At 63.2% G+C, this 20796-nt stretch carries 21 protein-coding genes; 11 read left to right on the top strand and 10 right to left on the bottom strand.

Annotated elements, in window-relative coordinates:
* Both FJ942_RS23300 and FJ942_RS23295 read left to right on the top strand, forming a co-directional pair.
* On the top strand, window positions 1-981 hold the full coding sequence (locus FJ942_RS23300; protein WP_140899043.1) for a hydroxyacid dehydrogenase: 981 nt from the start codon (window positions 1-3) through the stop codon (window positions 979-981).
* A gap of 41 nt (window positions 982-1022) precedes the next feature.
* Complete coding sequence (locus tag FJ942_RS23295) at window positions 1023-1412, top strand: hypothetical protein (protein ID WP_140500387.1); 390 nt, start codon at window positions 1023-1025, stop codon at window positions 1410-1412.
* Between the two features lie 18 nt (window positions 1413-1430).
* On the opposite strand, the gene FJ942_RS23290 is transcribed toward FJ942_RS23295, so the two are convergent.
* Window positions 1431-2726, bottom strand: a complete 1296-nt coding sequence (locus FJ942_RS23290; protein ID WP_140899041.1) for an amidase — start codon at window positions 2724-2726, stop codon at window positions 1431-1433.
* 120 nt (window positions 2727-2846) lie between these two features.
* Here FJ942_RS23290 and FJ942_RS23285 point away from each other — a divergent pair, with 120 nt between their 5' ends.
* Window positions 2847-3194: a GFA family protein gene (locus tag FJ942_RS23285; RefSeq protein WP_140547393.1), complete on the top strand. Its 348-nt coding sequence runs from the start codon at window positions 2847-2849 to the stop codon at window positions 3192-3194.
* A gap of 120 nt (window positions 3195-3314) precedes the next feature.
* On the opposite strand, the gene FJ942_RS23280 is transcribed toward FJ942_RS23285, so the two are convergent.
* A complete protein-coding gene (locus FJ942_RS23280) occupies window positions 3315-4529 on the bottom strand; it encodes an MFS transporter (RefSeq protein WP_140657232.1) in 1215 nt (404 codons plus the stop codon).
* A gap of 90 nt (window positions 4530-4619) precedes the next feature.
* On the opposite strand from FJ942_RS23280, the gene FJ942_RS23275 reads away from it, so the two are divergent.
* The 3 genes from FJ942_RS23275 (at window position 4620) to FJ942_RS23265 (ending at window position 7262) form a co-directional block, all read left to right on the top strand.
* Complete coding sequence (locus FJ942_RS23275; RefSeq protein ID WP_140500395.1) at window positions 4620-5606, top strand: AraC family transcriptional regulator; 987 nt, start codon at window positions 4620-4622, stop codon at window positions 5604-5606.
* Between the two features lie 106 nt (window positions 5607-5712).
* Window positions 5713-6684: an AraC family transcriptional regulator gene (locus tag FJ942_RS23270; RefSeq protein WP_140657227.1), complete on the top strand. Its 972-nt coding sequence runs from the start codon at window positions 5713-5715 to the stop codon at window positions 6682-6684.
* Between the two features lie 146 nt (window positions 6685-6830).
* Window positions 6831-7262, top strand: coding sequence for a DUF4437 domain-containing protein (locus tag FJ942_RS23265; protein ID WP_140558334.1), 432 nt, complete (start codon window positions 6831-6833; stop codon window positions 7260-7262).
* A 328-nt stretch (window positions 7263-7590) separates the two neighbouring features.
* Here FJ942_RS23265 and FJ942_RS23260 read toward each other — a convergent pair whose 3' ends face one another.
* The 7 genes from FJ942_RS23260 to FJ942_RS23230 form a co-directional block, all read right to left on the bottom strand.
* The gene (locus FJ942_RS23260; protein WP_140513807.1) at window positions 7591-8676 is read right to left on the bottom strand and encodes an ABC transporter ATP-binding protein; all 1086 of its coding nucleotides are present in this window, start codon (window positions 8674-8676) and stop codon (window positions 7591-7593) included.
* Window positions 8676-9779, bottom strand: coding sequence for an ABC transporter ATP-binding protein (locus FJ942_RS23255; protein WP_140500402.1), 1104 nt, complete (start codon window positions 9777-9779; stop codon window positions 8676-8678). Before FJ942_RS23255 ends, FJ942_RS23260 begins: the two co-directional genes overlap by 1 nt.
* Window positions 9776-10009, bottom strand: coding sequence for a hypothetical protein (locus FJ942_RS23250; RefSeq protein ID WP_140513808.1), 234 nt, complete (start codon window positions 10007-10009; stop codon window positions 9776-9778). The genes FJ942_RS23255 and FJ942_RS23250 overlap by 4 nt, the downstream gene beginning before the upstream one ends.
* Window positions 10006-10965 (bottom strand): carbohydrate ABC transporter permease, encoded by a 960-nt coding sequence (locus FJ942_RS23245; RefSeq protein WP_140500406.1) that lies wholly within the window; start codon window positions 10963-10965, stop codon window positions 10006-10008. Before FJ942_RS23245 ends, FJ942_RS23250 begins: the two co-directional genes overlap by 4 nt.
* 1 nt (window position 10966) lies before the next feature.
* Entirely contained in the window at window positions 10967-11872 is a 906-nt protein-coding gene (locus FJ942_RS23240) for a sugar ABC transporter permease (protein ID WP_140500408.1), read from the bottom strand.
* A 69-nt stretch (window positions 11873-11941) separates the two neighbouring features.
* Window positions 11942-13258, bottom strand: coding sequence for an ABC transporter substrate-binding protein (locus tag FJ942_RS23235; RefSeq protein ID WP_140500410.1), 1317 nt, complete (start codon window positions 13256-13258; stop codon window positions 11942-11944).
* A gap of 357 nt (window positions 13259-13615) precedes the next feature.
* Window positions 13616-14299, bottom strand: a complete 684-nt coding sequence (locus FJ942_RS23230; RefSeq protein WP_140899039.1) for a TetR/AcrR family transcriptional regulator — start codon at window positions 14297-14299, stop codon at window positions 13616-13618.
* Between the two features lie 120 nt (window positions 14300-14419).
* Between FJ942_RS23230 and FJ942_RS23225 the strand changes: the two genes are divergently transcribed.
* The 4 genes from FJ942_RS23225 to FJ942_RS23210 are packed head-to-tail and all read left to right on the top strand — an operon-like array spanning window position 14420 to window position 17458.
* Window positions 14420-15616 (top strand): Tm-1-like ATP-binding domain-containing protein, encoded by a 1197-nt coding sequence (locus tag FJ942_RS23225; protein WP_140899037.1) that lies wholly within the window; start codon window positions 14420-14422, stop codon window positions 15614-15616.
* 10 nt (window positions 15617-15626) lie between these two features.
* Window positions 15627-16496, top strand: a complete 870-nt coding sequence (locus FJ942_RS23220) for a phosphoenolpyruvate hydrolase family protein (protein ID WP_140500416.1) — start codon at window positions 15627-15629, stop codon at window positions 16494-16496.
* Window positions 16497-16498: 2 nt separating this feature from the next.
* Entirely contained in the window at window positions 16499-16933 is a 435-nt protein-coding gene (locus FJ942_RS23215; protein WP_140500417.1) for a cupin domain-containing protein, read from the top strand.
* 51 nt (window positions 16934-16984) lie between these two features.
* Complete coding sequence (locus FJ942_RS23210; RefSeq protein ID WP_140500419.1) at window positions 16985-17458, top strand: hypothetical protein; 474 nt, start codon at window positions 16985-16987, stop codon at window positions 17456-17458.
* A 123-nt stretch (window positions 17459-17581) separates the two neighbouring features.
* On the opposite strand, the gene FJ942_RS23205 is transcribed toward FJ942_RS23210, so the two are convergent.
* On the bottom strand, window positions 17582-18769 hold the full coding sequence (locus tag FJ942_RS23205; protein WP_140899035.1) for a Xaa-Pro peptidase family protein: 1188 nt from the start codon (window positions 18767-18769) through the stop codon (window positions 17582-17584).
* Window positions 18770-19136: 367 nt separating this feature from the next.
* Between FJ942_RS23205 and FJ942_RS23200 the strand changes: the two genes are divergently transcribed.
* Window positions 19137-20747, top strand: a complete 1611-nt coding sequence (locus tag FJ942_RS23200) for an ABC transporter substrate-binding protein (protein WP_140899033.1) — start codon at window positions 19137-19139, stop codon at window positions 20745-20747.
* Window positions 20748-20796 lie beyond the last annotated feature (49 nt).

The following is a 20796-nucleotide window of genomic DNA, read 5'->3' as shown; positions in this document are numbered from 1 at the left end:
ATGACGCGCATCCTGTCGACGCACAGACTGCATCCGCGCGCCGCGGCCATGCTGGCGGGGGCGGGTGAGCTTGTCGTCGCCTCGGCCATCGATCCGGGCACGCTGGCCGCCGAGGCGAGGAATGCCGACATCGTCATTGTGCGCGCGCCCCTGCCGCCACTGTTGTTCGAGGGTGCCACCAGGTTGCGGGCAGCGATCCGCCATGGCGCCGGGCTCGACATGATCCCGATGGAAGCAGCGACCGCGGCAGGTGTGCTGGTCGCCAACGTGCCGGCGGTCAACGCACGCTCGGTGGCCGAGCATGTGATGTTTGCAGCCCTCGCCCTGCTTCGGCAGTTTCGTGTCGTCGACCGCGACCTGCGCGCCAAGGGCTGGCTTGCCGGTCGCGAGCACGCCAATTCCAACATCGAGCTCGCCGGCAAGACGATCGGCATCGTCGGTCTCGGCGCCGTCGGACAGGCCGTTGGCCATATCGCCGTGCATGGGTTCGACCTGAAAGTGGTCGCAACGACCCGCAGCATGCAGCCGGCGCCGGACAAGGTCGGCTTCCTGTCGATCGACGCGCTGGTCGAGCAGAGCGACATCATCGTCCTGTGCTGTCCGCTGACGCCGGAAACGCGCGGCCTGATCAGCCGCGAACGCATATCGCGCATGAAACCCAACGCGCTGCTGATCAACGTGTCGCGCGGGCCCCTCGTCGATGACGACGCGCTGATCGAGGCCTTGCGGGAGCGCCGCATCGGCGGTGCCGCGCTCGACGTGTTCTCGACGCAGCCGCTGCCATCGGATCATCCCTATTTCAGCTTCGACAATGTCGTCATCACCCCGCACATGGCCGGCATCACCGAGGAATCGATGATGCGCATGGGCGTTGGCGCGGCCGGCGAGGCCCTGCTGGTCCTGGCAGGCAAATTGCCGGTCAATCTGCGCAACCCGGAAGTGGTCGGGCATTATCGGCGACGGTTTCCCGCCGACAGCTAGACCATCGCCGTTTCGCCCCAATTCTTCGCGACGCTGGAGCCATGTCAGTTCTCCGCCTCGCATTCCTGTGCCTTGCCACCACTTCAGCGGGCCTGCTGCCCTCGCTCGCCGCGGCCGAAAGCAGCTATGTCTATTGCGACAACGGGCTGCGCTGTTTCAAGGCTCCCTGCCCATCGAACAGCGTGCTCGACCTCGCCACCGGCAAGATCATCAAGGGCGTGTCGATCGACACCGGCGGATTGCCGACGAAGGACAAGGCGATGGTCGAGGCCTCGGATGCGCTCTCTGCCGGCAAGATTGTCGTCAGGGGATCGATCGAGCGACGCACCCAGACCATCACCGGCAAGCAATACAGCCTGCCGTGGCTGATCGCGACGGCCGTCGAGCGCGCCGCCAAGGACAGCGAACGCAAGCACTGCTCTTCACACTGACATTCGGTTCAGTCCCGATCAGCCGCCCAGCAATCTCTCCACTTCAGCGGCGATGCTCAGCAGACGGCGGTCATGGCCGTGGCGCGCCACCAGCATCAAGCCGGCCGGCAGCGCCATGCCTGGTATCGGCAGCGAGATCGCGCAGAGATCGAACTGGTTGGCCACCTGCGTGTTGCGCAGCAGCAGGCCCTCCGTGCGATCGCGCAGACCGGCATCTTGCGCCAGGGAGACGATGGTCGGCGCTGTCACCGGCGTGGTTGGCAGGGCCAGCACATCGACCGACGTCAGCCGCTCATCCGTGGCGGCGGCCAACGCAGCACGGCGACGCAGTGCCCTGATGTAAACCGGGGTCGGCAGCATTGCCGCCCGCGACAAGGGTCCGCTCACATGCGGGTCAACCGGCACCGGAGCGCCTGCCGCCAACCAGTCTGCATGCACTTCAGCCCCTTCCATCGCGGCGATCGAACCACGTTTTGTGACCGCGCGAAGGTCCGCGATCAGGTCGTCGATCGACAGGTCCGCGACCCGTGCGCCGGCCTGCTCGATCTTGCCGAGGCAGCGCTCGAACGCTGCTGCCACCGCGCCTTCAGTCTCTCCGAAAAGCACGCCGCGCGGGAGACCGATGCGCAGCCCCGCAAGGGCGAGTGGCGCCGGCAGCGCCAAGTCCTCGCCCGCCATCACCGCATCGGCTGCGGCGCATTGCGCCACGGTGCGGGCGAGCGGGCCGACCGAGTCCAGCGTGGCCGACAGCGGAAAGGCGCCTGTGAGCGGCACCCGCCGCGCCGTCGGCTTGAAGCCGACGACGCCATTAAGGGCCGCCGGAATACGGATCGATCCGCCAGTGTCGGAACCCATGGAGATTTCGCTCGTCCCCTCGCCGACCGAAACGCCGGCGCCGGAGGAAGAGCCGCCGGGAATGCGGTCGGCATCGGTCGCGTTGCCAGGCGTGCCATAGTGCTGGTTGTCGCCGATGGCGGTAAAGGCGAACTCGGTCATGTTGGTCTTGCCGATGATCACCGCGCCGGCTTGCCGCAGCCGGCGCACAATCATGGCGTCGCCAATTGCCGGCGCAGCATCCTTGAGCAGCAGTGATCCGGCCGTGGTCGCCTCGCCGCAGACATCGAACAGGTCCTTGATCGAAATGATCGTTCCGTCGAGCGGTCCGAGCCTCACGCCGGCCCTCCGCCGCGCGTCGGCGGCATCGGCTGCGGCTCGTGCGGCTTCGGTATAGAGTTTCGTGAACACACGTTCTTCACCGGCACGGGCGGCGAGACGCGCAAGGATAGTTTCCAGGTGATCGCGGACGGATTGCATCTTCGGTGTCGGACTCCGGACCTCTGGGACGTCTTAAGCTTAGCAGCCAGCGCGTGGCGTGCCGAGACTTAACCCGGCGCGGGCGGTTTTGCACCCCTGGCGGACGCAAGGAAGAGAACGATGCTCTACAAAGGCAGCTGTCATTGCGGCAAGGTCGCCTTCGAGTTCGAGGCGGAACTGACCGAAGCCGTGCGGTGCAATTGCTCGATCTGCTCGCGCAAGGGCGCCTTGCTGTGCGCCGTTCCGCATCAGGCGCTGCGGGTGCTGGCCTGGAGCGACGAGATCGGCACCTACACATTCGGCAACTGCGCCATCGCGCACCGCTTCTGTCGCACCTGCGGCATCCATCCTTTCGCCGAGGATGTGCGCGAGGGGAGTGAACGCAGCGCCTACATTAACGTCAACTGTGTCGCCGATGTCGATCCGTCCGCCTTGTCGATCTTCGACTTCGATGGGCGTTCAGCCTGAATTTCGCCGGCAGCCTGCCGCGTCTGCCTGTCAGCGACGCCGCCATCGCAAAGGCAACGGCCCGAGAACCATGATGGTTCTCGGGCCGTTGCGCAAGTCAGGGATGGTTGTCGGGAGAGCCTACTCGGCGCGTTTTGGGGCGAGCAGAAACACCACGACTGCCGCCAGCAAAGTCGCCACGCCGCAATAGGCGAAGGCACTGGCGACGCCGGCATGATCGACCAGCAGGCCGCCAAAGACGGCGCCGAGCGCAATCGCCACCTGGAAGGTGGAGACCATCAGGCCGCCGGCGCTCTCGGCTTGATCGGGCGCGGCCCGCACCAGCCATGTCTGCAGCCCGACCGGCACCGCGCCGAAGGCAAAGCCCCAGGCCGCCACGGCGGCGGCGGCGATCGCCGGCGAGGCGCCGAAGACCAGCATCAAGGCGGCGGCCACTGCGATCAGCAGGGGTGCCAGCGCGACGGCGGCCTTGAGATTGCGTTCGGCCAGGATGCCGCCGGCGATATTGCCGAAGAAGCCGCCTATGCCATAGGCCAGGAGCACCAGCGAGATTGTCTCGATGCCGAGCATCGGGATCTTCTCGAGGAAGGGGCGCACATAGGTGAAGCCGGCAAAGTGCCCCGAAGCGACCAGCAGCACGACCAGCAGCGCCACCCTGATGGACGGGCGTTCCAGCACCTCGAGCAAAGTGCGGAAACTTGCCACGCCCATCGGCGGCAGTTTCGGAATGGTGGCCACCTGCACCAACAACGCCAGCGCGGCGACGACCGTGGCGATCATGAAAGCCGTGCGCCAGCCCCAGGTATCACCGACATAGGCGCCGACAGGGGCGGCGGTGACGGTGGCCAGCGAAACGCCGGTCAGGATGATCGACATGGCGCGTGGCATCAGCCGCATCGGCACCAGCCGCAACGCCATGGCCGCCGACATAGCCCAGAAGCCGCCGAGTGCAACGCCGAGCACGACGCGGGCAAGCAGAAGCATGGACAGCGACGAGGCAAAGGCGGCCAAAAGGTTCGAGGCGATCAGAAACGCGGTCAGCATCCACATCACCAGCCTGCGGTCCATGCGCCGTGTTATGATCGCCATCGTGGGAGCGGCAATGGCGCCGACGATCGCGGTCGCGGTGACCGCCTGTCCCGCAACGCCTTCGCTGACGCCGAGATCGCTCGCCATCGGCGTCAACAGGCTGGCGGGCAGGAATTCCGCCGTAACGAGACCGAAAACACCAAGCGCCAGCGAGACGACGGCGCCCCATGCCGGCTCTGTTCGTTCCTCCTGATCGACAGTGTTCAATAGGGCGGCGTCGACGACGCCCGTCGCGGGTTCGGCCATGGTCAGTCTCCGATGAAGTTGCAGCGCAACATTGGCTGCACTGCAACATAGGGAGTGACGGCCTGGAGTTTCCATGCTAGAAACACCATTATGTTTGACCGTTCGTCCAAAATTCCGACCACTGGCGATCCGCTGACCGACATATTGCGTGGGCTGCGTCTCGACGGCGTCGACTACGCCCGTTGCGAAATGCGGGAGCCTTGGGGCATCCAGTTTCCGGCCCAGGCAGCGGCGCGATTCCACTTCATCGGCCGCAAGGGCTGCTGGCTGATGCAGCCCTCGGGCGAGTGGGTCGAGCTCAAGGCGGGCGACGCGGCGCTGCTGCCGCGTGGCGCAGCGCATGTGCTGGCAAGCGAACCGGGCACCAAGGCTTGGCCGATCCAGGGCTACGCGGCCGAAGAAGTCTGCAAGAACGTCTATTGCATGTCCAATGAAGCCATGTGCCCCGATGGTCGCTGTCCGGGCACGCTGCTGTTTTTTGGCAGCATGTACTTCAACATCGATGGCCTGCATCCCCTGCTCGGCATGATGCCTGATGTCATGCGCGCGCATGAACTCGAAGCTTATGAGCCGGGTATTCCGCATCTCCTGGACTCGATGGCGCGTGAAGTGACGATGGAGCGCGTCGGCTCCGGCGGCATTCTGGCGCGGCTCGCCGACGTCCTTGCCGCCACCGTGATCCGCTCATGGGTCGAGCGCGGCTGCGGCGATTCAAGCGGTTGGATCGCGGCGGTCAGGGATCCCGACATCGGGCGCGTTCTGGCCGCCATCCATCTCGAACCGGACCGCGACTGGACCGTCGAGGCGCTCGCCAGGATGATGGGCGCCTCGCGATCGGGCTTTGCCGAGCGTTTTGCCACCATTGTCGGCGAGACGCCGGCCAGGTACGTCACCCAGGTGCGCATGCACCAGGCCCGACAATGGCTGGTGCGCGATCGCCAGAAGATTTCCGTCGTCGCCACACGCCTGGGTTATGAGTCGGACGCCGCCTTCAGCCGGGCCTTCAAGCGCGTCATCGGCTCGGCTCCCAGCCACCTGCGTGCCGAGGAACATGCTGAGATCCGCCAGGCCGGCTGAAGCGGCAGGCCGTGACTCCAGGCTGGAGCAATTCCGTCCGGAATTGCCCGAAGAGGTACAGCAGTTCAGCGTTTCCGTGGGACGCTGAACTGCTGTAGGAATCGGCATGGACTTGACCTCGCCCAACGACACTGTGCCGGCCCCGGGGGGTGCGTTGACCGAGATGTTGCGCGCGCTGCGCCTCGAGGGCGTCGACTATGGCCGCTGCGAACTGGGCGCGCCTTGGGCCGTGCTCTTTCCGGTGCAGAAGGCGGCGCGGTTTCACTTCATCGGCCGTGCCGGATGCTGGCTGCTTTCGCCACCAGGCGAATGGATGGAACTGAGAGCCGGCGATGCATTGCTGTTGCCGCGCGGCGCCGAGCATATCCTTGCCAGCGCACCCGGTGTACAAGCCGAACCGCTCGAAAGCTACAGCGTCGAGCCCCTGCAGGACAATGTCTACGCCGTCTCGAACGGCGGCCATGGTGCAAAAACGCTGCTGTTCTGCGGCAGCATGCACTTCAACCACGATGGCTCGCATCCACTGCTGGCCATGATGCCGGATATGCTGCGCGCGAAGGAGCTGATGGCCGGCGAGCCAAGCATCCCGCATTTGCTGGAAGCCATGGCCGACGAGGCGACGAGGAACCGGGCCGGCTCCGGCATGATGCTGGCGCGGCTGGCCGATGTATTGGCCGCAGCCATCATCCGCTCCTGGGTGGAGAACAGCGCCGGTGACATCACGGGTTGGATCGCGGCGATCAAGGATCGGGACATCGGCCGCGTGCTGGTCGCCATTCATCGGCAGCCTGACAGGAACTGGACCGTCGAAGCGCTGGCCCGCGAGATGGGCGCCTCACGGTCGGCTTTTGCCGAACGTTTCACGGCCGTCGTCGGAGAGACACCGGCAAAATATGTCGCCGGGGTACGCATGCATCAGGCAAGGCGGTGGCTCGAGGAAGAAGGGATGCGGGTGTCGGTGATCGCCGCCAGATTGGGCTATGATTCGGAAGCGTCGTTCAGCCGGGCCTTCAAGCGCATCGTCGGCAGCGCGCCCAGCCATTTGCGCGCCGCGGGCGGCGCCTCGGGAAAAGGCTAAATCAACGCTGTTTGCAGTGGCGATTTCCGGCCTGGATGAATTGCCAAGTGTTCCGGACAGAATGCCATTCCCGGCTTGGCCATTTGCAATAGCTTGTCATCCAACAGACGAGCGCTGGCGGCAAGTCGGCCCGAAGAGGAGAAGCGATGCCAAATCACTTAAAAATCCTGACGCTGGCCGCAATGCTCACTATCCCCGGCCGTGCCTTCGCCCTTGAGGACAGCTATCTGCCGGCCAGCAAGATTCCCTATGTTTCTGAGGCGCCGGACCAACCGCAGCGTCTCGGACCGCTATGGGGAGAAAGGGCCAAGGGCCCCGCGGGTACCTTGCTGAAAGTCCCGGGCAACTGGCACGCCCCTGTTCATGCGCACACCGCCGATTATCGCGCCGTGGTGATCCAGGGCCTATGGGCGCACTGGCAGATGGACGGCGGCGAGGCGAGCAAGGTCGAGCTGCCTCCCGGATCCTACTGGACCCAGAAGGCCAATGAGATGCATGCCGACGCCTGCCTCTCGGAGACGGAATGCGTGATCCTGCTGATCAACACCGAGCCCTATGAGACCTATCTGCCGAAGTAGAGGTGCGGGACGGCTGTCCGGCCGGCATTGCTGCGGGGGCTCAGAACTCGGGTTCACAAGACCTGACCACAGCCAGTCCCGCTGTGCCAGTTTCCCATGATAGGAATTTTTTCTTGACTGGGTGAAGGCAACTATGGTAGATATTTGGTTATGGTGCTGAGTTGCGCCAGGGACCCGCCGCACAGGCGGGTTTTTCCGTTCAATGCTTCATCAACAGCGCACCGACGAAGGCTCCGGAGGGACCCGTTAACCCGGATTCCTTGCCCTGCCGCAAGTCGGGCTTTTTGTTTAGGGCGCTGTCCGGAACATCGCATTCGCGATATTCGCCTCATCCGGCGTGCCGCAAACTCACGCCGCTGCCCTTGTCGAACAGCACCACCTTGTCCGGATTCCAGGCAAAGCGCACCGGCTGCTCGATCGCGACATCGGTCCGCGCCGGCACCGTGGCGCGCAGCGTGGTCTCGCCCACGCGCAGCGTCAGGATCTTTTCCACGCCATGGTTTTCGACGTCGTGGACGCGCGCCTCGACCGGCGCACCGCTCTCGAGATAGACGTCCTCGGGGCGGATGCCGAAGACGAGCGGGCGACCGTCGGTCGCCGCACTCGCCTTGGCTCCCCCTGAAAGCGGCAATTCGAAATTCAGCGGCGCCATGACCGCACGATCGTTGACCACCCTGCCGTCGATGAGGTTCATCGGCGGCGAGCCCACGAAGCTCGCCACATAGGTGTCGCGCGGATTGTTGTAGATCTCATGCGGCGTGCCGGTCTGGACGATGCGGCCATGGTTGAGCACGCCCACCTTGTCGCCCATCGACATCGCCTCGATCTGGTCGTGGGTGACGAACAGGAAGGTGGCGCCGAGCTGCATCTGCAGGTTCTTCAGTTCCGTGCGCAGCGCCTCGCGCAGCTTGGCGTCGAGCGCCGACAGCGGCTCGTCCATCAGGAACACGCGCGGCTTGCGCACGATGGCCCGGCCGATCGAGACGCGCTGCATCTCGCCGCCCGACAGCCGGTCGGTCTTGCGGTCGAGCAGATGCTCGATCCTGAGCGTCCGCGCCGCGCGGTCGACGCGGTCCTTGATTTCGGCGTCGGGCAGCCGCCGGATCTTCGGCTTCAGCGGGAATTCGAGGTTTTCGCGCACCGTATAGCGCGGGTAGAGCGAATATTGCTGTAGCACCAGCGCCACGTCGCGCTCCGCGGCGCCCCAGTCGGCAACGTCGATGCCGTCGATGAAGACCTGACCCTCGCTCGGTTTTTCCAGTCCGGCGATCAGCCGCAGCGTCGTTGTCTTGCCCGCGCCCGTCTCGCCGAGCAGGACGAAGAACTCGCCATCGGCGATGTCGAGGTCGAGCCCGGTCAGGGCCGTGTGATTGCCGAACGTCTTGGAGATATTCTTGAGCTGGATATGGGCCATCAGAGTCTCACTCCGAGCGACTTGCCGCTCGCCGCGTCGAAGAAATGCGCCTGTGTCGGATCGATCCTGGCGAACACCCTCTCGCCGGGACCCGAAATGAAGCCGCTCTTGGTGCGGGCGCGCAGCATCTTGGAGCCGACTTTCAGGTCGACGATGTCGAACGAGCCGAGCGGCTCGACGATCTGCGTCTCGACCGCCATGAAACCCTCCGCCGCCTCACGGCTGATGAGGACGCCTTCCGGCCTGATGCCGAGTGCCAGCCGGCCGCCCGCATGGCCGTTCAGCTTCGACAGGAGCGCGCGCGGGAATTCGAAACCGGTTGGCGCATCGCCCACCGTCACCGAGGCCGACGAGGCTTTTTCGGCCACCGCCGCGTCGGCCACGTTCATCACCGGACTGCCGACGAATTGCGCGACGAACAGGTTGGCCGGGTGCGAATAGACCTCGTCGGGGGAGCCGACCTGCTGGAGAACCCCCTCATGCATGATGACGATGCGATCGGCGAGGCTCATCGCCTCGATCTGGTCATGGGTGACGTAGATGGTGGTCGAGCCTTGCTTGATGTGCAGCCGCTTGATCTCGGCCCGCATCTCCTCGCGCAGCTTGGCGTCGAGCGCGCCGATCGGCTCGTCCATCAGCATCGCTTTCGGCCGCCGCACCAGTGCCCGGCCGATCGCCACGCGCTGCATGTCGCCGCCCGACAGCGCCGACGGTTTCTTGCCGAGCAGGTCCGTGATTTGCAGCGTCTTGGCGACCGAGCGAACTTCCTGGTCGATTTCGCTCTTGCTCTTTCGCGTGGCGCGCAAGGGAAAGGCGATGTTCTCGTAGACGCTCATATGCGGGTACAGCGAGAACGACTGGAAGACCATGGCGATGTCGCGATCGGCGGCCTTCAGATGCTGGATGGGCTTGCCGTCGATGAGGATGTCGCCCTCGTCGATCGTCTCCAGCCCGGCAATGGCGCGCAGCGTCGTCGTCTTGCCGCAGCCCGACTGACCGAGCAGCACGATGAACTCGTTGTCTTCGATCTTGAGGTTGAGGTCCTTGATGACCTGGACGGCGCCGAAGAACTTCTGGACGCCGCGAAGCTCGATCTGGGTCAATGCTGCGCTCCCGGATTTCGCTGCGGATCGCCTGACTGGCCGGTTCCGGCTTCCTCTTGCGGTGCGATCTTGGAGGTGATGTTGAAGCCGATCAGGCCGATCAGGATGATGGTCAGCCCATAGCTGTGCAGCAGCAAGTTCCAGGGCTGGCAGAGCGCAACGATGCCGAGCACCATCAGCACCTGGCTGCCTGGTTCCAGATATTTCTGGTTGATGGCGCGAAAGCTCATTTGCGGATCGCTCCGAAGGACATGCCGCGCAACAGGTGATTACGAAGCAGGAAGGTGAAGATGGCGACAGGAAGCAGGAACAGGAAAGTGCCGGCGGCGATCACCGTCCAGTCCGGCAGCCCGGAGCCGACCTGGCTCGGGATGAACGGCGGTGCGGTCTGGGCGCGGCGATTGGTCATGATCAGCGCGAAGGCATATTCGTTCCATGCCGTGATGAAGCAGAACACGGCCGTCGCGGCGATGCCGGTGGCGGCTTCGGGCAGCACGATCTTGAAGAAGGCTTCCATGCGCGTATAGCCGTCGACGAGCGCCGCTTCCTCGTACTCCTTCGGGATCTCGTCCATGAAGCCCTTCATCAGCCAAACCGAGAAGGACAGGTTGAAGGCGGTGTAGAGGATGATCAGCCCGATATGGGAATCGTTGAGGCCGACCGCCCGGTACATCAGGAACATCGGGATCGCCACCACCACGGGCGGCAGCATGCGGGTCGAGAGGATGAAGAACAAAAGGTCCGCCTCGCCTTTGACCCTGAAGCGCGAGAAGCCATAGGCGGTGAATGTACCCATGCCGACCGCCAGCACCGTCGAGGTGATCGCGACGATCAGCGAATTCATGAAACGGTTCGGATAGCCCGACCATTGCACCTGGCCCTTGCCGTCGCGCACGATCTTTTCGCCGCCGTCGAAGACGACGCGTTCCCACCAGGGCGCCGCCGCGTATTCTTCGGGCGAAGGCGGGCTGCGCAATTGCGAGCGCTTGGTGAACAGCTTCACGAAGGGCGATATCTCCGGCTGGAACACGACCGTCGGCGGGATGGTGGTGGCAAGGTTGCGCGGCTTGAACGCCGTCGAGGCGATCCAGTAGATCGGTGCCAGGAAGATCACTGTCGCCACCAGCACGGCGACGATTGCGACGCGGTTGAGGGCGATCTCGGAAGAAGTGCGGACGGCGGCCATCTCAGCGCTCCTTCACTTTGTTCAGATATTTGACGTAGATGTTGGTGATGGCCAGCACCATGATCAGCACGATGTAGGCGAGCGCGCAGGAGCGCCCGGTCTGCCATTCCTGGAACGCCATCTTGTAGAGCCGGATCGAGATCAGTTCAGCCGTCGGCTGGGTGGTCAGGATGTAGGCCAGATCGAAGGTCTTGAACGCTTCCATGGTGCGGAAGATGACGGCGATCATCAGGATCGGCGCGACCAGCGGCAAGGTGATGCGGAAGAAGGTGTAGAACGGACCGGCGCGGTCGATAGCGGCGGCTTCGTAGAGGTGCTTCGGCACCGCCGAGAGGCCGGCCAGCGACAGCAGCATGACGAAGGGCGACCACATCCAGATGTCGGTCAGCGCCACCGCGTAGAGTGCCATCTTGGGGTCGGCCAGCCACTCGAAATTGCCAAGCCCGAGCGCATAGTTGATGACGCCCCATGACGGATCGTAGAGCAGTTTCCAGAACAGGCCGACGACGGCCATCGACAGCATCATCGGCAGCAGCAGCAGGGTCGTCAGCAGCCCCTTCAGCGGAATATCGCGGTTGAGCAGCATCGCCACGCCGAAGCCGACCAGCAACTGTCCGGCGACCGAGATGATCACGTATTTGGCGGTGATGGCGAAGTTGGACCAGACATAGGGGTCGCTGAGCAGGTCGCGGTAGTTCTGCAACCCGACGAAATTCGCCGGCGCGTTGGTCGAGGCGCGGAAATCGGTGAAGGAATAGCCGAGCGAATAGATCAGCGGAAAGATGTTGAAGACGATCAGGAACAGGATCGTCGGGATGATGAAAAGATTGCGGATCGAAATATCGCTAAGGCCACGCGCGGCCGCGCGTGAAGATCTGTCCAGCGTGGTGATCATCGTGGTCGCCAAGACCCTGCTCCCGCTTGAAGAAAAAGAAACGGAGGAGGCATGAGCGCCCCCTCCGTGGGACATGGACGATTATTGGCCGCGGCCGTATTTCTTGAAGGTCGCGTTCCAGTCGGCGGCCAGTGCGTCGAGCGTTTCCTTGGCGGTGCCTTCGCCGCCGATCATGTAAGGATAGACGCGCTGGTTGAGCTGCTGGAGCAGTTCGGCATATTCCGGCACCGCCCAGAAATCCTTCACCTTGAACATGGTCTCGTAGAAGGCCTTGTTGTAGGGCGTCGCATTCTGGAACTCTTCCGACTTGAGCACGGCTGCGCTGCAGGTGTAGCCACCGAGTGCCGCCCACTTCTTCTGGGTCTCGTCCTTGATGAACCATTCGAGGAACTTCATCGCCTCGTCCTGCTTCTGCGAGTAGGAGACGACGGAGATGCCCTGGCCACCGAGTGCGGCGAACTGGTCGCCGTTCGGCCCGGGAGGATTGGCGAAGAAGCCGGTGTTCTTGGCATTCGGGTTCGACGCCTCGTTGATCAGCGAGGGAAAGAACGCGAAGTAGTTCATGCTCATCGCGGCCAGGTTTTCGGTGATCGCCTGGTTGTCCTCGACGAAGAACGACTTGGCCCAGCCCGGAGGCGTGAACTTGTAAAGCTCCTTATAGGCGTCGAGCGCGGCGACAGCCTTGTCGGAGTTGATGAAACCGTCGACCTTGTAGGTCGAATAGTCACCCAGTTCGCCGCCATAGGAGAACAGCGCGTTCTCGAAGCCCATCGCCATCGCGTCATAGGAATTGTCGGTGTAGATGGCGATGCCGTATCTCTTCTGGTCCGGCCGGTGGAAGAATTCGGCGATGTCGCGCAGCGCCTTGAAATCCTTCGGCACGTCGAGATCGTAGCCGTATTTGGCCTTGAAGGCTTCCTTCTCCTTCGGATCCTCGAACCAGTCCTTGCGATAGGACCAGCCGACGGCGTCGCCTTCGAGCGGGATGGCCCAGTACTTGCCGCTGTTGCCGGGATATTCGGCGTAGTACTTCACCGTCGCCGGCGCCATCACCTCGCCGAGCTTGTGCTTGTTGAAGAAGTCGGTGAGGTCGACATAGTGGCCACCGGTCGAGCCGGCGCCGAGCCATTGCGAGTCGCCGACGACCAGGTCGTAGGCATCGCCATGAGCGTTGAACTCGGTGAAGGCCTTGGTCTGGAAGTCGGCCCAGGGCGTGGTTTCCACCGTGATCTTGACGCCGGTTTCCTTCTCGTACTCGTTGCCGAGTTCCTGGAGGTAGTTGGCCGGATCCCATTCCGCCCAGAAGATGGTGAGCGATTTGTCCTGGGCGTAGACGGATGTTCCGCAGGCAAGTGTCAAGCCGATACCAGCAAGCAAGCTGGTCACTATCTTGCGCATGATGTTTCCTCCCTTGTGCGCATTCTACCGTATCAAGCGAGCCGGCAAACGGGGCCGGCCCTGGTAGTTCCTCCCTTGGTCGCGCCTTCCCGTTTGGAGCCTCCTCGCCCGTCCGGAAATGGATCGCAGCCCTCACTTTCGATCCGCTTTTCTCCTTTGATCTGGTATTACCAATTTTGAAGCTCCGTCAAGCCCTTTCTTGAGCAATGGTGACAGCTCGAAGTCTCGAATTCCAGCCTTATCTGCCTGTTTTTCCTAAATTTTCCTACTCATTGATAGACATCGGCCTTGTTCATGCTTCAGCATTGCGGTTAATATCGGCAACCAGTATGCAAATCTGGTAGAACCAGATACCTGCTATTTCGTGACCCTTGTTGGTTCGATCGCTTGTGCTTCGGAGACTGATTCTGCGATCGCCGCGCGCACCAGGGCGACCGCCGCCCACTGGGCAACGGACATCGTCCGGCGACCGTCCAGTCCCCAGATGTCCTTCAGCACGATAAGCACCTCGACGCCGAAGATCAGCGACAGCGCCTGCGCCAGCCGCTTGAGGTCGCGCGGCGGCAGCCGGCCCTTGAGCGGAGCGAGCGCGTCCTGAAGCAATTCGACGCGGTGGCCCCGCTTGAAGGCCGGTTCGCTTCCCAAAGTACCGGCCTGGCGCCGCGCCCACTGATCGAGCGACAGTTTCAATGCCGCCTTGAAGGTCGCCTCGAAAGCCTCGATGCGCGGCATGGCCGTGTCGAAGAGCTCGGCAACGCGGCGCTCGGCATCGGCAGAGGTGGATTTCCAGGTGAGGATCGGCCCGAGCCCCTCATCGACCACCGCCTGCACCAGTGCCGCCTGGCTCGGAAAATAGCGGTAGGCGGTGGCGCGGGACACCTGCGCCGCCTCGGCAACCTCGCTGACCGAAGGTGTTGCGCCTGCCTGCATCAGCCTCGTCGCCGTCTCCAGCATCAGCCGTTTCGTGCGCGCGCGGGGTCCACGTTCGGGTCCCCCGGCGGTGTCGTCGCTTGCTGCGGCGTGTTGACGTGAGACATCCATATCAATATGATACGCGCGTCTCAAAAAATTGCAATGACCTCCTCGTTTTCGGAATGGCTAGGTTGACGCTCTGTAGAGCACTGAGCCTTGGGTGACTTGGACCGGCAGAGGGAGGCATCGATGAAGCGCATTTATGTGGTGGGCACCGCAGACACCAAGGGTGAGGAACTCGCCTTCCTGGCCGACGCGATCGCCGCCACGGGTGCCGCTGTCTGCCGGGTCGACGTCGGAACGCGCGGCGCGAGCGTGCCGGTCGACATTGCCGCTGAGGATGTGGCAGGCCACCATCCCGGCGGGCGAGACGCGGTGCTCGCCGGCAACGACCGCGGCACCGCGGTCGCCGCCATGGGCATCGCCTTCGCTCGCTTTGCCCAATCACGAAACGACATTGCCGCCATGATCGGCATCGGCGGCGGCGGCGGCACGTCGATCATCACCGCAGGCATGCGCACGCTGCCGCTCGGCCTGCCCAAGATCATGGTTTCGACGCTCGCTTCCGGCGACACCGCGCCCTATGTCGACATCTCGGACATCATCATGATGCCGTCGGTGACCGACATGGCCGGGCTGAACCAGCTCTCGCGTGTCGTTCTGCACAATGCGGCCCAGGCGATATCGGGCATGGTCGCCAGACCGCCGCCGCCGCCCGAGGGCAAGCCGTCGATCGGCCTCACCATGTTCGGCGTCACCACGCCCTGCGTGACGGCAATCGCGGATCAGCTCCGTTCGACCTATGACTGCATGGTCTTTCACGCCACCGGCACCGGCGGCCGCAGCATGGAGAAACTGGCCGACAGCGGCCTGCTGTCCGGCCTCATCGACATCACCACCACTGAGGTCTGCGATCTCCTGTTCGGCGGCGTGCTGCCGGCGACGGAGGATCGTTTCGGTGCCGTTGCCCGCACCGGCCTGCCTTATGTCGGCTCGGTCGGCGCGCTCGACATGGTCAATTTCTGGGCGCCTGCGACCATTCCGGACCCTTATCGCGGGCGGCTGTTCTACGAGCACAACCCGAACGTCACGCTGATGCGCACGACAGCGCAGGAATGCCGCAAGATCGGCGAGTGGATCGGCACAAGGCTCGCCCGCTGCGAGGGGCCCGTGCATTTCCTTATCCCGGAGAAAGGCGTCTCCGCGCTCGACATCGAAGGCGGCGCCTTCTTCGACCCGCAAGCCGATGCCGCCCTGTTCGAAGCCATTGAGCGCACGATTAAGCCGAACGCGACGCGCCGGCTGACACGCCTGCCGCTGCACATCAATGATCCCCGATTCGCCAAGGCCGCGGTCGCGGCTTTCCTCGAAATCGCCAGACAGTGAGATCCAAGACATGCCGGCAATACCGCGCAAGGACATACTGAAGAAATTCAGGGGGATGATCGACAAGGGCGTGCCGATCGTCGGCGGCGGCGCCGGCACCGGCCTGTCGGCCAAGGCCGAAGAGGCCGGCGGCATCGACCTCATCATCATCTACAATTCCGGCCGCTACCGCATGGCCGGTCGCGGCTCGGCCGCCGGCCTGCTTGCCTATGGCAATGCCAATGAGATCGTCAAGGAGATGGCCTACGAGGTGCTGCCGGTGGTCAGGAAGACGCCGGTGCTGGCTGGTGTCAACGGCACCGATCCGTTCGTCATCATGCCGCTGCTGCTCTCCGAGCTGAAGACGATGGGTTTTTCCGGGGTGCAGAATTTCCCCACCATCGGCCTGTTCGACGGCAGCATGCGACAGAGCTTCGAGGAGACCGGCATGGGTTTTGGGCTCGAGGTCGACATGATCGCCGAAGCCCGCAAGCTCGATCTTTTGACCACGCCCTATGTCTTCAACCCGGACGAGGCGCGCGCCATGACCAGGGCCGGCGCCGATATCGTCGTGGCTCATATGGGCGTGACGACGGGGGGCTCGATCGGCGCCACCTCTGCCAAGTCGCTCGACGACTGCGTGGTCGCCATCGACGCGATCGCCGAAGCGGCCCGTTCGGTGCGCAAGGATGTCATCCTGCTTTGCCATGGCGGGCCGATCTCAATGCCGGACGACGCCCGCTACATCCTCGAACGCTGCAAGGGCCTGCACGGCTTTTATGGCGCGAGCTCGATGGAGCGGCTGCCGGCGGAAGCGGCGATCGCCCGGCAGACCGCCGATTTCAAGGCCGTCACGCTTGGCGGCCTGAAGACGACCACGAAGAAAAAGAAGGGATCATGAGAATGACCGACAAGAGCAAGGTGTTCGTCTACCCGAAGGATGTCAGCGCCTTCGGATTCGACTGGGGAAAATTGTCGCTGACGGTCGCTCCGGAAGTGAACGGCGCGACCCGCTTTTCCGGCGGCGTCGTCGACCTGCCCTCCGGCAAGGGCCATACCCGTCATAACCATCCGGGCGCGGAGGAAATCATCTTTGTCATTTCGGGCCATGGCGAGCAGATGGTCGAGGACGAGCAAGGCAATCCGGTGGTCGAGAAGGTCGGCCCCGGCTGCACCATTTACGTGCCGGAGAGCCGCTTCCACTCGACGCTCAACACCGGCGACGGGCCGATGCAGCTGTTCGTCGTCTATTCGCCGGCAGGGCCCGAACTGGGATTGCGCGAACTGCCGGATTTCAGGTTGCTGCCGGCCGGGAACTCCCCTCGCTCGCGACTTTGAGGCGCCCTTCCGATATGCTATCGTCCAGCATGCCTCCTTGAGAGAGAAGCGATGACGCGTTTCAGTCCCCAGGAATTCGTGGAAAAGCTCGCAACGGGCAGCCTGCCGGACGGCAACCCGGCCATGACGGTTGGCGGTATTGTCAAGGCCAACGACGCCGACCCGTCAACGCTTCTCTTTTCGACCGATTTGTCCTGCGAATCCTGGATACCCGTGCCGCTGAGCTTGATCCAGACGGTCGAGCAGGTACGGACGGTCAACTGCAAAGACCATAAGCATCCGCTGGTCAAGATCGCTTTTACACCGCCCTCGCCGGATCAACGTGACATCAATGCCCTGCTTATGATCATGGCCGGGCTTCAGAGCCAACTCTCCTGGTTCCATCGCAACGCCAAGTCCGGCAGTCCGTGGGCGTCAACGTTTGCATCCGATTGCGCCGTCGTCTCCGCATCCGAGGGGCTTACCATATGCTGCACCCAGACGATCGACGGAAGATTGGAAGTCGTCTGCACTGGAATGGTTTAGTGCCTGTCGCGCAAAAGTGACTTCTGTTTAGCGGCAACGGCAAAGCGCCGCGCATGAATTCGTTTCGACGCGACGCGCCTTAGAGACAATCGAGACCGGCACGCTCATTTGTAACGTGGCAGGTTACATGCCACCCCGGTTCCATGCCCGACCCCGATCCCCGAACATCACATAGCCGGTATCGGTAACCGCCACCGTATCCTCCAGCTTGATGAAGCCGCGCGTCGGGTGAAGCATGGTCGTCTCCACCGATAGCACCATGTTCCTCTCCAGCGGCTTGCCCGCATAGGTGCCTTCATAGGTCACCGGATGGTTGGTCATCAGGAACGGCGCCTCATGCGTGATCAGCCCCATGCCGTGAGCGAAGAAATCCGTGTAGGGCGCGACCCTGGATTTTTTCAGCACGCCTTCGGCATGGGAAATCATGTCACCACCCAGCGTACCCGCCTTTACCTTCGAGAACGCCGCCTGCTGCACCGCCTCGACCTCCGCCAGCAGGTCCTCCAACTCGGCATCCGGGTCTCCGAGAACCCCCATGCGGCAGAGGTCGCCGATATAGCCATGATAATTGCCGCCGGAATCGATCGACAGCACTTCGCCCTTCTTCCACGCTTGCGGCGACGCCGCGCGGTTGTGGCTGGAGCCCAGCGTCAGCAGGCAATATTCGAAATGCGCGCCGCGATTGGTCTCCTCGCGGCGAAGCTGTTCGATCATCTCGCTCTTGGTCGTGCCTTCGCGCGCCCATTGGATGGTGGCCAGCATGGAATCGGTGATCAGTTCGGAGGCGATCCGCAGTTTCTCCAGCTCGGCCTCGGTCTTGATGGCTCGCATGCGTTCCAGCATGCCGGTGGCATCGACCAGCTTGGCGTCGGGGAGCGCTTTGCGGATCAGGGCATAGGCGTCCGACGGCAGGAAACCCGGCTCGATGCCGATGCGAGCGTCGCCCTTGCCGATCTTGCGCACATGCTCGACAGCGAGATTGGCGGCATCGAGCGTGCCCCAGCAGGCGGCATGCAGCGTCGGCGTCCAGAACGGGTGGTTCTGGTGTTCGCCACCCTCCATGCGGTTGCCGATATAGGCGGCGTGGTCCGGTCCGCCTTTTTCGTAGATCACGATCGGCAGGTACCGGCTGTGGCCGATCGCATCCATGGCGGCGAAGAAGATGAACTTGTAGCCGCCGAGCAGATATTGGGTGTTGTGCTTGGATGTCGCGAGCAGGACGTCGATATCAGCCTCTTCCATCAGGCCATCGACCCTGGCGTGGTCGAATGGGATGTCGCCGACGGCACTCTTCCCCGGAGCTATGTTCATTGTCTCTCTCCCTGAATGTCCGCGCGGATCGGCTGGACCGCCGGATGCCCGATCCCGTTAGGTCTTCCGACTTCGGGTCAAATCTGCACCATTTTCGCCCATCTGGTCCAGCCAGAAACAGGCTCGCCCAGCTGAATGGCCGTCGCCGGTGCCGATAATGTGAGGTGCATCGGATGACCTGGTCTTACCAGGTCAGGTTTATCGACCACTCTCCCGTAACTGGTCCAGCGAACAAAAATTTCAAAGCCACGCCACGATGCGCCAATTCCGTCTCTGGCGAAAGCCACGGCAAGGCCCATAATCAAACGTGCATGGAAACGCCCGAAAGGCCTCCGTGCAAGATATGAGATAGAGGGGGAATAGGATGATGCCGGAGTTCAGGATTTCACGCCGCACGGTGCTTGCGGGCTCTGCCATGCTTCTGGCCTCCACCGCGATGCCGGCCTTGAGCTGGGCGCAGACGCCGAAGAAGGGTGGCCGCCTGGTGCTCGCCGCCGATTCCGAGCCGCGCAACCTCAACCCGGCCATCGTCGCCTCCAACGGCGTCTTCTTCATCTCCAGCAAGATCGTCGAAACGCTGGCCGAAGCCTCCTTCGATGGCAAGGACGGGCTTGCACCACGCCTGGCGGTCAGTTGGGAAGGCGCCGCCGACGGGCTGTCGGCGACCTTCAAACTGCGCGAAGGGGTCAAATGGCATGACGGCACGCCGTTTACCTCGGCCGACGTCGCCTTCTCGGCGCTGCAGATCTGGAAGCCGCTGCAGAATCTCGGCCGCACCGTGTTCAAGGATCTGGCCGCGGTAGATACCCCTGATGAATTGACCGCCGTGTTCAAATTCGCCAAGCCCACGCCCTTCCAGCTGATCCGCAACGCTCTGCCGGCGCTGAGCAGCGTGGTGCCGAAGCACGTTTACGAAGTTGGCAAGATCGAGGACAACCCGGCCAACAACGCGCCCATCGGCACCGGCCCGTTCAAGTTCGCCGAATACAAGGCCGGCCAATACTACCGGCTGACGAAGAACACGGATTATTGGGGCAAGGGCGAGCCCTATCTCGATGAGATCATCTACCAGGTGCTGCCCGACCGCACTTCGGCGGCGAGCGCGCTGGAAGCAGGAGAGATCCAGCTCGCCGCCTTCTCCGCCGTGCCGCTGGCCGATCTTGACCGCATCTCGAAAGTGCCGGGCCTGAAGGTGATCACCAAGGGCTATGAGGGACTGACCTACCAGCTCGTCGTCGAGATCAATCATCGTCGCAAGGAGCTCGCCGACCTGAAGGTGCGTCAGGCGATCGCGCATGCCATCGACAAGGATTTCGTCGTCAAGACGGTGTTCCTCGGCTATGCCGCCACCGCCACCGGCCCGGTGCCGAAGAACGACCCGCAGTTCTATACCGCCGACGTCCCGACCTATGCCTTCGACGTCGCCAAGGCCAATGCGCTGCTCGACGAGGCGGGTTACAAGAAGGGCGCCGACGGCAAGCGCTTTTCGCTGAAACTGTTGCCGGCTCCCTATTTCAACGAAACCAAGCAGTTCGGCGACTATCTGCGCCAGGCGCTCGCCGCCATCGGCATCGACGCCCAGCTCGTCAACAACGATTCCGCCGCGCATATCAAGGCCGTCTACACCGACCACGCTTTCGACCTCGCCGTCGGCCCGCCGGTGTTCCGCGGCGACCCGGCGATCTCGACCACCATCCTGGTGCAAAGCGGCATTCCGGACGGCGTGCCGTTCTCCAACCAGGGCGGCTACAAGAACGATGCGCTGGACGCGCTCATCGCCAAGGCGTCCGAGACGCTCGATACATCGGCCCGCACCAATCTTTACAAGGAGTTCCAGAAAGAGGTGGCCGCCGACCTGCCGCTGATCAATGTCGCCGAATGGAGCTTCATCAGCGTCGCGCGCGACACGGTCGGCAACATCGCCAACAATCCGCGCTGGGCGGTATCGAACTGGGCGGACACATATCTGGAATCGTGACAGTATTTCGCGGATGAACGTTTGCGAAATCATCGTAGGCGTTGAGTTC

Source organism: Mesorhizobium sp. B2-4-2, from assembly GCF_006442845.1.
Classification (GTDB): Bacteria; Pseudomonadota; Alphaproteobacteria; order Rhizobiales; family Rhizobiaceae; genus Mesorhizobium.
The sequence above is the reverse complement of the archived record's forward strand: the minus strand, read 5'-3'. Positions and strand labels throughout refer to the sequence as shown.

Coding starts and splice junctions, on each gene's coding strand:
- FJ942_RS23300 (WP_140899043.1), top strand. CDS start 1: ATGACGCGCATCCTGTCGACGCACAGACTGCATCCGCGCGCCGCGGCC.
- FJ942_RS23295 (WP_140500387.1), top strand. CDS start 1,023: ATGTCAGTTCTCCGCCTCGCATTCCTGTGCCTTGCCACCACTTCAGCG.
- FJ942_RS23290 (WP_140899041.1), bottom strand. CDS start 2,726: ATGCAATCCGTCCGCGATCACCTGGAAACTATCCTTGCGCGTCTCGCC.
- FJ942_RS23285 (WP_140547393.1), top strand. CDS start 2,847: ATGCTCTACAAAGGCAGCTGTCATTGCGGCAAGGTCGCCTTCGAGTTC.
- FJ942_RS23280 (WP_140657232.1), bottom strand. CDS start 4,529: ATGGCCGAACCCGCGACGGGCGTCGTCGACGCCGCCCTATTGAACACT.
- FJ942_RS23275 (WP_140500395.1), top strand. CDS start 4,620: ATGTTTGACCGTTCGTCCAAAATTCCGACCACTGGCGATCCGCTGACC.
- FJ942_RS23270 (WP_140657227.1), top strand. CDS start 5,713: ATGGACTTGACCTCGCCCAACGACACTGTGCCGGCCCCGGGGGGTGCG.
- FJ942_RS23265 (WP_140558334.1), top strand. CDS start 6,831: ATGCCAAATCACTTAAAAATCCTGACGCTGGCCGCAATGCTCACTATC.
- FJ942_RS23260 (WP_140513807.1), bottom strand. CDS start 8,676: ATGGCCCATATCCAGCTCAAGAATATCTCCAAGACGTTCGGCAATCAC.
- FJ942_RS23250 (WP_140513808.1), bottom strand. CDS start 10,009: ATGAGCTTTCGCGCCATCAACCAGAAATATCTGGAACCAGGCAGCCAG.
- FJ942_RS23245 (WP_140500406.1), bottom strand. CDS start 10,965: ATGGCCGCCGTCCGCACTTCTTCCGAGATCGCCCTCAACCGCGTCGCA.
- FJ942_RS23235 (WP_140500410.1), bottom strand. CDS start 13,258: ATGCGCAAGATAGTGACCAGCTTGCTTGCTGGTATCGGCTTGACACTT.
- FJ942_RS23230 (WP_140899039.1), bottom strand. CDS start 14,299: ATGGATGTCTCACGTCAACACGCCGCAGCAAGCGACGACACCGCCGGG.
- FJ942_RS23225 (WP_140899037.1), top strand. CDS start 14,420: ATGAAGCGCATTTATGTGGTGGGCACCGCAGACACCAAGGGTGAGGAA.
- FJ942_RS23220 (WP_140500416.1), top strand. CDS start 15,627: ATGCCGGCAATACCGCGCAAGGACATACTGAAGAAATTCAGGGGGATG.
- FJ942_RS23215 (WP_140500417.1), top strand. CDS start 16,499: ATGACCGACAAGAGCAAGGTGTTCGTCTACCCGAAGGATGTCAGCGCC.
- FJ942_RS23210 (WP_140500419.1), top strand. CDS start 16,985: ATGACGCGTTTCAGTCCCCAGGAATTCGTGGAAAAGCTCGCAACGGGC.
- FJ942_RS23205 (WP_140899035.1), bottom strand. CDS start 18,769: ATGAACATAGCTCCGGGGAAGAGTGCCGTCGGCGACATCCCATTCGAC.
- FJ942_RS23200 (WP_140899033.1), top strand. CDS start 19,137: ATGCCGGAGTTCAGGATTTCACGCCGCACGGTGCTTGCGGGCTCTGCC.